The organism is Cupriavidus sp. KK10 (genome assembly GCF_018223725.1).
In the GTDB taxonomy this organism is placed as follows: domain Bacteria; phylum Pseudomonadota; class Gammaproteobacteria; order Burkholderiales; family Burkholderiaceae; genus Cupriavidus; species Cupriavidus necator.
Genome location: NZ_CP073678.1, coordinates 554,894 through 568,102, shown reverse-complemented (window position 1 = coordinate 568,102; position 13,209 = coordinate 554,894). Strand labels below are relative to the sequence as shown.

The following is a 13,209-nucleotide window of genomic DNA, read 5'->3' as shown; positions in this document are numbered from 1 at the left end:
CGTTGAGAGTGATTGTGATGAAGAGATTGAATATGGCCCTGCGGGCCGGGCAGGTGGCCTTGGGCTGCATGCTGTTATTGGGCGCCGGAGAATCGGGCGCGATCGACCTCGTGGGCGCCTATGAGCAGGCATTGGCGCATGATCCGACGACCCTTGCAGCGAATGATGCGCTCGCGGCGGGCCAGGAGAAGGCCGTGCAGGGCAGGGCCCTGCTGCTTCCCAGCGTCAGGCTGCAGGGGGGGCTGGACAGGACCACCGCGCATTCTTCTGCCACAGACGGCGCGTCGCTGATCTCGCCCAATACGTCGGGCACCGTGCGGCAAGCCGGTGTGGTGCTGGTGCAGCCGATATACGATCGGGGAGCGGTGGCGGCGAAGAAGCAATTGCGCGAACAAACGAGCCTGGCGCAAACGCAGTTCGGCCAGTCGCGCCAGGATCTGGCTCTGCGGGTGGCCGAAGCCTATTTCGGCGTGGTGCTCGGCGAGGAGACGCTACGCGTGGTGCAGGCCGAGAAAGCTGCCCTGCGGCAGCAACGCGACCGCGCAAAGGCGCGCTTCGACATCGGCCAGGGCAAGATTACCGATCTGAATGAAGCCCAGGCGCGACTGGATGGCGTGGAGAGCCGCGAAGTGACGGCACAATCCGCGCTCGAACAGCGACGCACGCGCTTTCAGGAAATCGTCGGCACGCTGCCCGATCAGTTGAGCGGGTTAGCGGCTCGCTTTGCACCACGGCCGCCGGAGCCGGACAATCTCCCGGCGTGGCAGGCCAAGGGGGAAGAGCAGAGCTTCCTCGTCAAGACCCGGCAGTCGGAACTCGATATTGCCGGCGCCGAGATCGACAAGTACCGTCTTCTCAGTCGCCCGACCGTCGCACTCGTGGCGGGTTATAGCGCACAGGGGCAAACAGGCAATCTGGCGCCCTGGATTGCGGCCAATACGCGCTCCGCGACCGTGGGATTGCAGGTCAACATTCCGCTGTACGCAGGCGGCGGACTGGACTCGCGTGAGCGGGAATCCATTTCGAAGAAGAGCCAGGCCGAGCAGGAACTTGCCGCCGCCCGGCGCGATGTGCGCCTGAACGTGCAGGACGGATTCCTGTCGGTGAAGACCGGCGTGTCGCGTATCGCCGCACTCGAGCAGTCGTTGATTTCTGCGCGTAGCGCGCTGGCGGCGACAACGCTTGGCCGGGACGTTGGCACCCGCACCGAACCCGACGTGCTCGACGCGCAGCAGCGCGTGTTCGCCGCTGAACTGGACGTGGTGCAGGCACGGCTGGACTACCTCCTCGGCCGCTTGAGGCTTGCCGCCGCGACGGGCGAATTGAGCGAGGACACCCTCCGTTCGCTGAACGACTGGCTCGCCTCCTGACCAGGACATCCCATGCTCGGCGATCTGCAGCACTATTGGAGCGGTAGTTTCCTGGCCGCCAACGCGTTCATCGGGCTGAACCTGGCGGGCGCGTTGCTGCTCGGCATGCTGGTCGGCTACGAGCGGTCGTACAACGGCCGTGCCGCCGGCATGCGCACCTACGGCCTCGTCTGCATGGCGTCGACGGCACTGACCGTGTTCGTCGGGCATGCGTCGCTCTGGTACGGCGGCACCTCCGCGCACATCCAGCCAGACCCGACCCGTGTCGTCCAGGGGGTGGTCACCGGCATCGGCTTCCTCTGCGCGGGCGTCATCATGAAGGACGGCATGAGCATCCGTGGCCTCACCACTGCCGCATCCATCTGGGCCGCCGCGGCTATCGGCGTGTTGCTCGGCGTCGGGTTCTACGCCGCCGCATTGCTGCTCGCTGTGCTGTGCGTGGCATCGATGTCCATGTTGCACGGGCTGGAGTCACGGCTGCCGGGACGCATGACGCTCGATCTGTCGCTAACATTTCAGCCCGGCGAAGCGCCCGACTTCGATCTGCTGATCCAGAGGGCGAAGTCGCGCGGCTATCGCGTGCTGAACGACACGCTGACCATCACCTATGCCGACAACCAGGCGCTGTGGCGCGTGAGCCTCGTCGCCCCGGACAAGGCGCGCGCGCTGTCGCCGGCAGCACTGGCGGCGGAGATGGCGGCAACCGAGGGCGTTTCGCGCTTCAGCATCGTGCCGGTGCGCAGTTGATCCCGTGACCAGAATGAACATGCTTCGGCGATCAACGCCGGAGCTCGACCGGAAATCCGATATATTGTCGACGAACGTGCAACTCCCAACGCCATCGCGCCGAATGGCCCTGTTCGGGGGCGCTGTCGCACTGGGCTTCGGCATCCTGCTTTGGAGCTTGCGGCCCGTCCTCACGCCGTTCCTGCTCGGCGCGCTCATAGCGTACATGTTGCAGCCGGGCGTCGAGTGGCTGGTGCGCCATCGCGCACCGCGCGGCCTTGCGGCGCTCTTGATGATCCTCGTCTTTGCGTTGTTGGCCGCGCTGCTGGTGTTACTGGTGGTTGCGGTGGTGCAAGCGGAAGGCCCGCAGCTGACAAGTCGGATTCCCGTCTTCATTGCTGGGCTGGATGCTTGGCTAAAACCGAAGCTGGCTGTGCTCGGCCTCGGCCAATCGCTCCATTTCGGCAATGTGCGCGACGTACTGGCGAACCTCGAAGGTAGCGAGAAGACGGTGGCGCTCACCGCATGGCAGTACGTGCGCACCAGTGGCGACATGATGACTACTGTGATCGGCAACGTCGTGCTGGTGCCGCTCGTGCTGTTCTATCTGCTCTATGACCGGCACCAAATATTCCGCCGCATGGAGAGCCTGGTACCCCGGCGCTGGCTTGGCAAGACGCGGGAGTTCGTCACCGAGATGGACCGCATGCTGTCGCAATACCTGCGCGGCCAGCTGTTGGTGATGGGCGTGCTTGCCGCGTTCTATCCCATTGCACTGTCGATCGCGGGCTTCAAGATAGCGCTGCCGCTTGGCATCCTGACCGGCTTGGCGGTGTTGATACCCTACGTCGGCTTCGCGACCGGGCTGGCGCTTGCGCTGCTCGCCGCGCTGCTGCAATTCGACACTTCGTACGGCTTCGCGGCGGTAGCGATCATCTACGGCACCGGCCAGGTCCTCGAGAGTTTCTTCCTGACGCCACGTTTCGTCGGCGAGCGCATCGGGCTGCATCCGCTGGCGGTAATCTTCGCTCTACTTGCATTCGGGCAACTTTTTGGTTTTTTCGGTGTGCTGCTCGCATTGCCCGTCAGCGCGATCCTGGCGACGGCCCTGCGCGAATTGCGCCGCCGCTATCTAGAGAGCCCGCTATATAGGAGTTGACCCGTTGCAAGAACCGCCAGAAACCCGCGCCGCCGACTGACCAACAGAGGAGCACGCATGTTCATAGCCCATCCGATCCATCTGTTGAACGCCACTGCCGCGCTCACGCTTTGTGTGGGGGCTACGGTTGCAGCCGCGCCGCAGTCAGGCGGCCACGCCCTGACGCTAAGCAGCAAGGGCGGTATTGATGACGGCCGCGGTGGCTCTGAGCTGAAGACGGCGCCGCTCTCATAGCCAGAACAACGTCGGGGCGCAGCCCGCTTCGAGATCCCGGTATCAGCAAGGCGACGGCACGGCGATATATCCTTACGTTGTCGTGCCGTATGGGAAGGTACCCCGCGTGGGGGCCCGCTCCTCGTCCGCAGCCCCGGCCGCTGCCGCTCTTGCCATAGCCGCCCCGGTCGTCCGCAACCCCTGGAGTGGATGTTGCATGCAGCATTCCTCCTTGCGCCGGGCGACTTCCGTCTGGTGACCTATGGTCAGCATTGTGCTTTTTGCGGCCTTTTATGCTTTATCTACAGCTGTACGTTCCTAGACATGGGAGCGCAAGATGACGGTCAACGGTGATGACGTGGGGAACCTTGCTGGCTGGTGCAGACCATCAGAACACCCGGAGTCAGGTGTCCCTGCTCGCGTGCTGCTGGCCCGCTTGTCAACGCCTATCAGCCTAGAGCAGTTTCGCGACGAGGCGCTGGCCCATGAAGCCCGAGGCCGTCGCTATAATGATCTCCTCAGATTCACAAGGACGCTGCAGCGATGACGAATGTCAATATCCCCCATGTCCTCGTGGTTGACGACGATCCCGCGATGCGGGAACTACTCGCCGACTATCTGGGCGATAACGACATTCGCGTTACCGTGGCATGCAACGGCACGGAAATGGCCGCGGCGTTCGAGTCATTTGCCATCGACCTCATTGTTCTGGATCTGCGCATGCCCGGCGAGGACGGGATGCAGATCGCGCGGCGACTTCGGGAACAGTCCGCGCTACCGATCATCATCGTTTCTGGGCGACGCGACGAAGCAGACCGCGTCATGGCGCTCGAACTTGGCGCTGACGATTACCTTACGAAACCGTTCAGTTCGCGGGAGCTGCTCGCACGGATTCGTGCGCTGTTGCGGCGCTCGGCCGTGTCGGCGTCAGGCGCGGGACGTGGGACGGATGCACGGGCCTACCGGTTTGATGGATGGGAACTCAATATTGGGACACGCAGGCTCACCTCGCCAATGGGGGAACGCGTTGAACTGACTAACGGCGAATTCTGTCTGCTCAATGCGTTTCTTGCGGCGCCCCGCCAGGTGCTGTCCCGCGAGCAGTTGCTGGAATCAAGCCGCTTGTACGACGACGTGTACGATCGCTCCATTGATGTTCAGATCTTGCGCCTCCGGAGAAAGATCGAGCAGGATCCGTCGCATCCCACGTTCATCCTGACCGTCCGCGGGGCGGGCTATGTGTTCGACGCAATAGTGGAAAAGCTTAGCCGGGCCGTGGGCTTTCCCGATTGAACGATCGGCACAGGTGCTGTAGCAACGGTGGACGATGTGGCGGCCCCAAATCGACACAAGGCAACATCACTCGCGCTGGTTCAGGCTGGCTGCTTATGTCGGGATGTTGACGCAGCCGCGCGGACTCTTTGATCGTTAGTGAAGTCATCCACCGCTGAATCACCTGATCAGGGCGGAGATCGGCGGCCGTGGTGCGCCGCGCCGATCTACGCGACTTTCGACTGCGCGATAAATCATGCCGGATAGGGAACTGAAGATTCGAATGAAACCTCGGGCGCGCCGCTATTGGGCGTTCACTGCAGGCGGGTTTCTTGTCGTCGCGCTCGTTTGGACAACGGCCATCGGAGATCTGCAGCGCACCCGTCAATTGACGCTCGCGGCCAACGATCGAGAGCTTGCAAGCTTGTCGAGCGCCCTTGCCGGACAGACTGCACGCTTGCTGCAAGGCGCCGAGCAGATCCTGCGCAGTATCGCGGCCTCGGAGGCGGTTCACAGCGGGAGGTTGGATCCTGCGGATGCCGCGCGCTTCCTCGCCCCGCAAACGGTCGGTGTACCACAAGTGCGCGCTCTGTCGATTGGGGACGCATCGGGCAAACTGTTTGCGACATCACGGCCGACCGATGTCGGCCAGCCCAGCATTGGGTCGCGCAGTGACTTCCAGCGGCTAAAACAGGCCCAAGGCGGCGCACTGGATGTGAGCGAGCCTTTCACAAGCGCGATCGACGGTAAAAGAGCATTCGACATCGGGGTGCGCTTGCAGGACAAAGACGGCCAATTCCAGGGGGTCGCGCTCGCGGAGATCGACGAGGCGTATATGACCAGCTTCTACCGCGACATCGACATCGTGCCGGGCACGACCATCGTGCTCAGGCGCGCGGACGGGCGATCAGTCATGACGTATTCGAATCCGGGCGAGTTGAAGCTGAGCGGCGACGTGCGCTCAGCCGCCCGTGCCGTGCCAAACATGCCGCTGACACTGGTGGTATCCCGTAACGATGCGGCGGTACTCAACCCTTGGCATGCCACGGCCGCCAGCGTGCTCGCGCGCACAGGATTCATTTCCGCGTTCATCATGCTGCTCATGTTCGCGTTGATTGCCCGGATGCGCAGGCTCGAGAGGGTCAACGATGAATTGGAGTCGAGCGAGCGGAGGTGGCGCACTGTCTACGAGAACGCGCCGGTCGGCATCATGGTGCTTCGCGCGCATGGCCGCTATTTGATGGCCAATCCGGCATTTCAGCGCATGGTGGGCTACACCGATGCCGAACTCGCTGAGCGCCGCGCCTTGGACATTACCCACCCAGACGATCATGCGCTCACGCAGGCCCACATCGACGAACTGGTCCGAGATGGGCGGGACAGTGTCAGGTTCCAGAAGCGTTATCTGCATCGCGACGGACACGTGGTCTGGACCGACATGAGCGTCGCACGGGTCTTCGCGGATCGTCCGGCAACCCGTCAGGACGGCCGACAGGGTGAAGTCCTGATCATCGCGACGGTCGAGGACATCACGCATCGGCTTGCGGATGAACGAGAACGGCGCCGTCTCGAGGGGCAGTTGCGACAATCGCAGAAGCTCGAGGCGCTGGGGACGTTTGCCGGAGGCGTCGCGCACGATTTCAACAATATCCTCGGCGCGATTCTCGGTTTCGGCGAGCGCGCGCTGGCGTTCTCGAGCGAAAACCCAACGGCTCGCAAGCACATTGAACAAGTGATGAAAGCGGGAGACCGCGCGCGCCTGCTCGTCGAGCGCATCCTGACCTTCAGCCGCAGCGGCACCACTGCGCGCGTGCCGGTCGATTTGCATGCGGTGGCCACAGAAGCGGTCGAGCTCCTCAGGGCGACGGCACCGGTGAAAGTTTTACTGGATGTCAAGCTGGATGGCGAGGGCACGTATGTGATGGGAGATGCAACGCATATGCACCAAGTCATCATGAACCTGTGCAGCAATGCGGTGCACGCGATGCCCAACGGCGGCATGCTTGGCATCTCACTCGACCGGGTCTCGTTTCAATCGCCCGTGTCGTTTTCCGTCGGCGCCGTAGGCCCGGGCGCTTTCGCGCAGCTCCGCGTGACCGATCAGGGCGTGGGTATTTCCGCAGACGTCCTCGAACGTATGTTCAATCCGTTCTTCACGACGCGGCGCGCGGGAGAAGGCACTGGACTAGGACTATCGCTCGTGGACGGCATCGTGCGCGAGTACGGCGGCGGCATTGACGTGCACACAGTACAAGGTTCGGGCTCGAGATTCGACGTATACCTACCCTTGACTGAAGCGCGGCCCTCACCGGAGAGTGCCGACTGCGAGGATGTGCCGCGCGGGAACGGACAAGTCGTGCTGCTTGTCGACGACGAGGAAGCGCTCGTCGCGCTGGAGGAGGAGGTGCTGGCCGACCTCGGCTACGAGCCGGTGGGATTTCGTTCGAGCGTGGCGGCATGGCAGGCGCTGGAAGTCGAGCCGGACCGGTTCGATGCGATCATCACCGACCAAACCATGCCGGACCTGACCGGATTGGCGCTTGCCGCCCGCGTCGCGGAACTGCGTCCCGACTTGCCGGTAATTCTTTGCAGCGGATTCAGTAACCCGGCGCTTGAACGTGACGCGCGCGGGGCAGGCGTGCGCTTCGTGCTGCGCAAACCGTTGCGCCAAGCGGAGCTGGCCAAGGCGCTGGCTGCCGTATTTCAAACAATGTCGCAACGCTGACACCGCGCGGAAGCCGGAATGCGAGGCTGCGCGGATTCAGTATCGTGCGAGCCGCTCCACCACGATCCTTCCTGCCGCCGTCAATGTGAATTGCACGCCGATCACCCGAACGAGGCCCAGGTCTTGAAGCGCGATGAGATCAGGCGAAGCGGCGTCGATTCCGACCGGTGCGGACGAGAGACGTAGCAGCATGCCAACCTCATGGGCGCTCAACATGCGACGCAGCCCAGTGTCGCGAGAGGGCAAAACCGCCTTGTCGGCCTGTTCCAATTCCATGATGACTAATCGAGCGACGGGCGTCCCGCTTGCCGTGGTCGCCCGGTAAGCTTCCAAAAAAGTTGGAGCCATTCTGCCCAACTGCAATTTCGGCGCCGTTGCAGACCGGCGCGCCTTGGTTACAGTCGTAATGGGACGCCGTCTTCCGGTCGCACAGGACCATCGATCCCGGTTGATGCAGGCTGTATTACAGATGTAACCCGAATCGCCCGCCTCGCAATGGCGCGGCAACAGCCGGCACCGAAACTTCTCCGTGACGCATCTAACTCATGGAGCGCGCTCTTGGAAGCATCGGCCCTGCTGTTGTCGCGCATACAGTTCGCGGCTACTGTTTCGTTTCACATAATTTTCCCTTCCTTCACGATTGGCCTGGCGGCATGGCTGGCCGTGCTCGAGGGCATTTCGCTGGCCACCGGCAATCGGGTCTACCGACAGCTCTTCGACTTCTGGCTGAAGATCTTCGCCGTTGCCTTCGGTATGGGCGTGGTCTCCGGCATCGTGATGGCATTCCAGTTCGGCACCAACTGGAGCGAACTATCGCGTGCAAGCGGCCCGATCCAGGGTCCGCTGCTCAGCTACGAGTCCTTCACGGCATTCGCACTTGAAGCGACGTTCTTCGGCGTGATGATATTCGGGCGCCATCGCGTCCGCCCATGGTTTTACCTGCTGTCGTGCATTCTTGTCGCCGCTGGAACGACGCTCTCCGCCTTCTGGATCCTCGTGAACAACTCGTGGATGCAGCATCCCGTCGGCTTCGTCATACAGAACGGCGTTTTCGTTCCGACCGACTGGGCGGCCATCATCTTCAACGGCGTCGTCTGGGTGCGCTTTCCGCACATGCTGCTTGGGGCCTACCTGACCACGGCGTTCTGTGTGGCGGCCGTCGGGGCGGGCTACCTGCTCAATCGAACGTATCGCGTCGAGGCGACGGTCATGGTCCGCATGGCGCTCGGCCTCGCTGCCGTGCTCGTGCCGCTGCAGATTTTCTTCGGGCACCTGACCGGCGACTACATTCACGATTACCAGCCGGCGAAGTTTGCGGCGGTTGAGGGGCGCTGGGCCGACGAACAGCCCGCCACCGAGGTCATCTTCGCGATTCCGGACGTCGATGGCCAGCGCAATCGTTACGAGTGGAAAGTACCGGTGCTGGGCAGCCTTGTCGGATCAGGAACGCTTGACTCCAAGGAGGTTGGGTTGACGGATTTTCCGGCCTCCGACCGCCCACCGGTTCTGATTCCGTTCTTCGCGTTCCGCATCATGGCGGGTTGCGGCATGGTGATGCTGGCGCTTGCATGGATTGGCAGCGTCGTCGCGCGTCGCGGCAGGCTTGAAGTGCACCGGTGGCTGCTGTGGCCCGTTGTCTGCAGCTTCCCGCTTGGCTTTCTTGCAGTCCTGGCGGGCTGGTTCACGGCGGAAGTCGGCCGGCAGCCATGGACGGTGTGGGGCGTGCTGCGGACTGCAGATGCGCTGACGTCGGGCTTGGCCCCGCATTTCGCGGCAACGACGCTGGTCATGTACGTTGGCATCTACACGTTCATCTTTTGCTTCGGGGTTTACTACATCGCCCGCATCGTGCGTCGCGGCATCTTCGCAGGCAAGGTCCTGACGGTGTGGGACGGCCATGTCATCCCACAAACGTTCACACCAGGGACCCGGCGCACCTGACACAGCCACCGCATATCAGCCAACGTCGTCTGGGCACGCCCGCATTCCGCGTCGTTAAACAGGGGAAGAAACATGTTGAATTGGTTCTGGTTGGTGGAGCTGGTCGTCGCGGTGACAGCATACGTCATGCTCGATGGGTTCGATCTGGGCGTCGGCGTGCTCAGCGGAGTCGCCCGCAGCAACGAACTGCGGGACGGCATGGTGGCGTCCATTTCGCCCGTGTGGGACGGAAACGGCACGTGGCTCGTGATTGCGGGGACCATCCTTTTCGGCGCGTTCCCACCGGTGTACTCGATACTCCTGCCCGCGCTCTACATCCCTCTTTCTGCCATGCTCGCCGGCCTCATCATGCGCGGCGTCGCCATCGAATTCCGTCACCGGGCCGTGTGCTCGCGGTGGGTGTGGGACATGCTCCTGTTCATCGGTTCGCTGCTTGCCGCGTTCATGCAGGGCGTATCGGTCGGCGCGTATGCACAGGGCCTGCCGGTGGAACATTTGCGCTACACGGGCAACGGCCTCGAGTGGTCTGCAGCATTCCCGCTTTTGTGTGGGCTCGGCCTCGTGCTTGGCTACATGCTGCTTGGCTCGGGATGGCTTGTGCTGAAAGGCGAGGGCCGACTGCAGAGGTTTGGCCGCAACACGCTAGGGTGGTTGACCCCACTGACCCTGCTCGTGCTTGCCGCGATCTTCGTGGCTACCCTGTTCGAGCATCGGGCAATTGAAGCGCGCTGGTACGCGCATCCGGTGCTTGATGTACTGCCTTTGCTATGCATCGCGGCATTCGCCTGCGCCCCTGTCGCAGCGCGCCGGGCCAGCCTTAGCCCCTACGTGCTCACGGTGACCGGCTGTGTGCTGCTGCTGTTGATGCTGGCTGCCTCATACCTGCCTTACATCGTTCCGTTCCAGGTCACGCTGAGCGCCGCGGCGGCGCCAAAAGCCAGCCAGACGTTCATGTTCTGGGGTGCTGGATTGTTCATTCTGCCGCTCATCGTCCTTTACACCTGCGTCGCCTACTCGGTATTCCGGGGCAAGGTGTCGAGCGACCATACCTATCACTGACTCACCCATTGAAAATGAGGATCCATCATGAAAGTCGCACTGTTTATCCCCTGCTTCATTGATGCTTTCTATCCAGACGTCGGAATTGCGACGCTGGAATTGCTGGAGCGTGTCGGCTGCGAAGTCGACTACCCGCTCGACCAGACGTGTTGCGGCCAGCCGATGGGCAACAGCGGCTGCGAGAAGCAGGCCGCCGCCACGGAGAATCTCTTCGTCAGGAACTTCACCGGCTACGACTACATTGTCTCCCCTAGTGGCAGCTGCGTGCATCACGTCCGAGATCATCTGACCGCCGCGACGCAGACGCGAGACGCGAACGCGGTGCGAACCAATACGTACGAACTCGTCGAGTTCCTGCACGATGTGCTGGGTGTCCGCGAGTTTCCGTGGGCGAAGTTCCCCCACAAGGTCGGACTGCACAACAGTTGCGGCACGCTGCGCGGGTTGCGTACGGCCAAGATGTCCGAGATCGAGGAGCCGTACTTCTCCAAGCCGATGGCGCTCCTGAAAGGCGTCGAAGGCATTGAATTCATCCAACCTGACCGGCCCGACGAGTGCTGCGGTTTCGGCGGCACGTTCTGCGTGTCGGAGGAGCCGGTGTCGGCGCGCATGGGCGCCGACAAGGTCAGCGATCATAAGCGCAACGGTGCCGAATATATCGTTTCGGCAGACTCTTCCTGCCTCATGCACCAGAAGGGTTGTGCGGACCGGATCGGACTTGGCCTGAAGTTCATTCACATCGCGCAAATCCTGAATGGAGCACAAGCATGAAGCGGGTTGACCATGTCGGCGCATCGAGGACGTTCATCGCCGACGAAAAGCATATTGAATTTCACGACAAGCGTCTTTGGGGGTTGCGAAGCTCGCGCGACACCGAGGTCCACGGTATCCCCGAATGGGAGGAACTTCGGTCGCTGGCGTCTGCCATCAAGGAGCACACGCTGACGCATTTGCCTGATTACCTGGTGCAGTTCGAGCGTAATGCGACCGCCAACGGTGTCACTGTTCACTGGGCGAAGGATGCAGAGGAACACAACCGCATCGTGTACGAGATCCTGAGTCAACGTCAGGCGAAAGTCTTGGTGAAAAGCAAGTCTATGCTCACCGAGGAATGCGAAATGCGGCCGTATCTTGAATCGCGAGGCATCGTGGTGGTGGAGACGGATCTTGGCGAACAGATCCAGCAGTTGGACGATCAACTGCCGTCGCACATTGTGGTGCCAGCCGTGCACAAGCTCGCTACTGACGTCGCAAAGATCTTTGCAGAGAAGATCGGAACCGACCCCAATGAGAGCAGTATTCCAAAGCTGGCCGAAGCACAGCGCCAGGCCACACGCCCACTCATTCTGAATGCGGACGCGGGCATGACCGGCTGCAATTTCGCTGTAGCGGAAACAGGCGGGATCACCGTCTGCACCAACGAAGGCAACGCCGATCTGAGCGCCAACGTGCCGCAGTTGCATATCGCATCGATCGGCATCGAGAAGTTGATTCCGAAGCTTGAGCATCTTGGCGTGTTCATCCGCATGCTGTCGCGAAGTGCTCTCGGTTCTCCTATCACGCAATACACCTCGCATTTCCGCGGGCCGCGCAGGGGTGGCGAAATGCACTTCGTACTTGTGGATAACGGCCGGTCCGAGCGCCTTGCGATGGATGACTTCTGGTACTCGCTCAAGTGCATCCGATGTGGCGCCTGCATGAACACATGTCCCGTGTATCGGCGCAGCAGCGGCCTTAGCTACGGCGGTGTGTATTCCGGTCCCATCGGCGCAATCATTAACCCGACCTTTAACCTCAAAAAATTCAGCTCCCTACCTTTCGCCTCGACCATGAATGGCAGTTGCACGAGCGTTTGTCCGGTCAAGATCAATATCCATGAGCAGATCTACAAATGGCGGCAGATCATCGCCGAGCAACATGAACTGCCGTTCGTCAAGAAAGAGGCGATGGAGGTTGCCGGGCAGGTGCTATCCCGACCGGCGCTTTACCGCGCCGCCATCAAGACCGCCGGCACCGCCGTCAGCACGTTGCCGCGCGCGGTCCTCTACAACCCGCTGAATGCCTGGGGCAAGCAGCGCGAACTGCCTGAAGCACCGAAACATACTTTCCGCGATTGGTATCTGAAGAGGAGCAAGAAATGAGTAGCCGCGAAGTGATTCTCTCCCGCTTGCGCGAAGTCGCGCCAGCCCCCCGCGCGTTGCCCGAAGTACCGATGTTCGAAGCGGATCTTCAGCCGGCAGTGGTGTCATTCCAAAAATCGCTCGACCGCATCGGCGGCATCTGGTGCGAAGCACCGGCTGACGGCGATATCGAGAGATTTCTCCGCGCGCGCTTCCCCGACGCGCGAGTCTTCTGCTCGGCCACGCCCGAAATCAGGGGAACCCGCGATATCGGTACGATCGATCTTCCGCAAGCTCTCAACGACGTCGACGTCGGTATCGTGCGCCCTGCCTTTGCTGTCGCAGAAACCGGCTCGATTTGGCTGAGCGAGCGCGAATATAACGTCAACGCACTTGGCTACCTGTCGCAGCATCTGGTTGCCTTGCTCGATCCCGATGATATTGTCGGCAATCTGCATCAGGCCTACCATCGGCGCGAGTTCTTCACGGCGAACTACGCGGTGCTGATGAGCGGTCCGTCCGCAACCGCGGATATCGAGGGGGTGCTGATCCGGGGGGCGCAAGGCATCCGGTCGCTGACGGTCATCCCCGTTCGAAAGCAGACAGCCGTGCGGCAGCGCTGAA

12 protein-coding genes are annotated in these 13,209 nt (G+C 62.0%); 11 read left to right on the top strand and 1 reads right to left on the bottom strand.

The window, feature by feature from the left end; translation table 11 throughout:
• Positions 1–17: 17 nt before the first annotated feature.
• The 6 genes from KB879_RS33935 to KB879_RS33910 all read left to right on the top strand — a co-directional run bounded on the left by KB879_RS33935 (position 18) and on the right by KB879_RS33910 (position 7,465).
• A complete protein-coding gene (locus KB879_RS33935) occupies positions 18–1,370 on the top strand; it encodes a TolC family outer membrane protein (protein WP_249221501.1) in 1,353 nt (450 codons plus the stop codon).
• Positions 1,371–1,382: 12 nt separating this feature from the next.
• The gene (locus KB879_RS33930) at positions 1,383–2,117 is read left to right on the top strand and encodes an MgtC/SapB family protein (RefSeq protein ID WP_211983934.1); all 735 of its coding nucleotides are present in this window, start codon (positions 1,383–1,385) and stop codon (positions 2,115–2,117) included.
• A gap of 64 nt (positions 2,118–2,181) precedes the next feature.
• Positions 2,182–3,255, top strand: a complete 1,074-nt coding sequence (locus KB879_RS33925) for an AI-2E family transporter (protein WP_371827489.1) — start codon at positions 2,182–2,184, stop codon at positions 3,253–3,255.
• Between the two features lie 57 nt (positions 3,256–3,312).
• A complete protein-coding gene (locus KB879_RS33920) occupies positions 3,313–3,489 on the top strand; it encodes a hypothetical protein (RefSeq protein ID WP_211983933.1) in 177 nt (58 codons plus the stop codon).
• 522 nt (positions 3,490–4,011) lie between these two features.
• On the top strand, positions 4,012–4,761 hold the full coding sequence (locus KB879_RS33915; protein WP_211983931.1) for a response regulator: 750 nt from the start codon (positions 4,012–4,014) through the stop codon (positions 4,759–4,761).
• A gap of 262 nt (positions 4,762–5,023) precedes the next feature.
• A complete protein-coding gene (locus KB879_RS33910; protein ID WP_211983929.1) occupies positions 5,024–7,465 on the top strand; it encodes an ATP-binding protein in 2,442 nt (813 codons plus the stop codon).
• Positions 7,466–7,501: 36 nt separating this feature from the next.
• Here KB879_RS33910 and KB879_RS33905 read toward each other — a convergent pair whose 3' ends face one another.
• Complete coding sequence (locus KB879_RS33905; RefSeq protein WP_211983927.1) at positions 7,502–7,741, bottom strand: hypothetical protein; 240 nt, start codon at positions 7,739–7,741, stop codon at positions 7,502–7,504.
• A 282-nt stretch (positions 7,742–8,023) separates the two neighbouring features.
• Here KB879_RS33905 and KB879_RS33900 point away from each other — a divergent pair, with 282 nt between their 5' ends.
• The 5 genes from KB879_RS33900 to KB879_RS33880 all read left to right on the top strand — a co-directional run bounded on the left by KB879_RS33900 (position 8,024) and on the right by KB879_RS33880 (position 13,208).
• Positions 8,024–9,406: a cytochrome ubiquinol oxidase subunit I gene (locus tag KB879_RS33900; RefSeq protein ID WP_211983926.1), complete on the top strand. Its 1,383-nt coding sequence runs from the start codon at positions 8,024–8,026 to the stop codon at positions 9,404–9,406.
• Positions 9,407–9,478: 72 nt separating this feature from the next.
• Positions 9,479–10,465 (top strand): cytochrome d ubiquinol oxidase subunit II, encoded by a 987-nt coding sequence (gene cydB, locus KB879_RS33895; RefSeq protein WP_211983925.1) that lies wholly within the window; start codon positions 9,479–9,481, stop codon positions 10,463–10,465.
• A 27-nt stretch (positions 10,466–10,492) separates the two neighbouring features.
• Complete coding sequence (locus tag KB879_RS33890; RefSeq protein WP_211983924.1) at positions 10,493–11,236, top strand: (Fe-S)-binding protein; 744 nt, start codon at positions 10,493–10,495, stop codon at positions 11,234–11,236.
• Positions 11,233–12,606, top strand: coding sequence for a lactate utilization protein B (locus KB879_RS33885; RefSeq protein ID WP_211983923.1), 1,374 nt, complete (start codon positions 11,233–11,235; stop codon positions 12,604–12,606). Before KB879_RS33890 ends, KB879_RS33885 begins: the two co-directional genes overlap by 4 nt.
• Positions 12,603–13,208: an LUD domain-containing protein gene (locus KB879_RS33880; protein ID WP_211983922.1), complete on the top strand. Its 606-nt coding sequence runs from the start codon at positions 12,603–12,605 to the stop codon at positions 13,206–13,208. The genes KB879_RS33885 and KB879_RS33880 overlap by 4 nt, the downstream gene beginning before the upstream one ends.
• Position 13,209 lies beyond the last annotated feature (1 nt).

What these genes read in the sequence shown, in the direction of transcription:
- KB879_RS33935 (WP_249221501.1), top strand. Translation starts at nt 18, where the DNA reads ATGAAGAGATTGAATATGGCCCTGCGGGCCGGGCAGGTGGCCTTGGGC.
- KB879_RS33920 (WP_211983933.1), top strand. Translation starts at nt 3,313, where the DNA reads ATGTTCATAGCCCATCCGATCCATCTGTTGAACGCCACTGCCGCGCTC.
- KB879_RS33930 (WP_211983934.1), top strand. Translation starts at nt 1,383, where the DNA reads ATGCTCGGCGATCTGCAGCACTATTGGAGCGGTAGTTTCCTGGCCGCC.
- KB879_RS33905 (WP_211983927.1), bottom strand. Translation starts at nt 7,741, where the DNA reads ATGGAATTGGAACAGGCCGACAAGGCGGTTTTGCCCTCTCGCGACACT.
- KB879_RS33915 (WP_211983931.1), top strand. Translation starts at nt 4,012, where the DNA reads ATGACGAATGTCAATATCCCCCATGTCCTCGTGGTTGACGACGATCCC.
- KB879_RS33885 (WP_211983923.1), top strand. Translation starts at nt 11,233, where the DNA reads ATGAAGCGGGTTGACCATGTCGGCGCATCGAGGACGTTCATCGCCGAC.
- KB879_RS33890 (WP_211983924.1), top strand. Translation starts at nt 10,493, where the DNA reads ATGAAAGTCGCACTGTTTATCCCCTGCTTCATTGATGCTTTCTATCCA.
- KB879_RS33880 (WP_211983922.1), top strand. Translation starts at nt 12,603, where the DNA reads ATGAGTAGCCGCGAAGTGATTCTCTCCCGCTTGCGCGAAGTCGCGCCA.
- KB879_RS33910 (WP_211983929.1), top strand. Translation starts at nt 5,024, where the DNA reads ATGAAACCTCGGGCGCGCCGCTATTGGGCGTTCACTGCAGGCGGGTTT.
- cydB (WP_211983925.1), top strand. Translation starts at nt 9,479, where the DNA reads ATGTTGAATTGGTTCTGGTTGGTGGAGCTGGTCGTCGCGGTGACAGCA.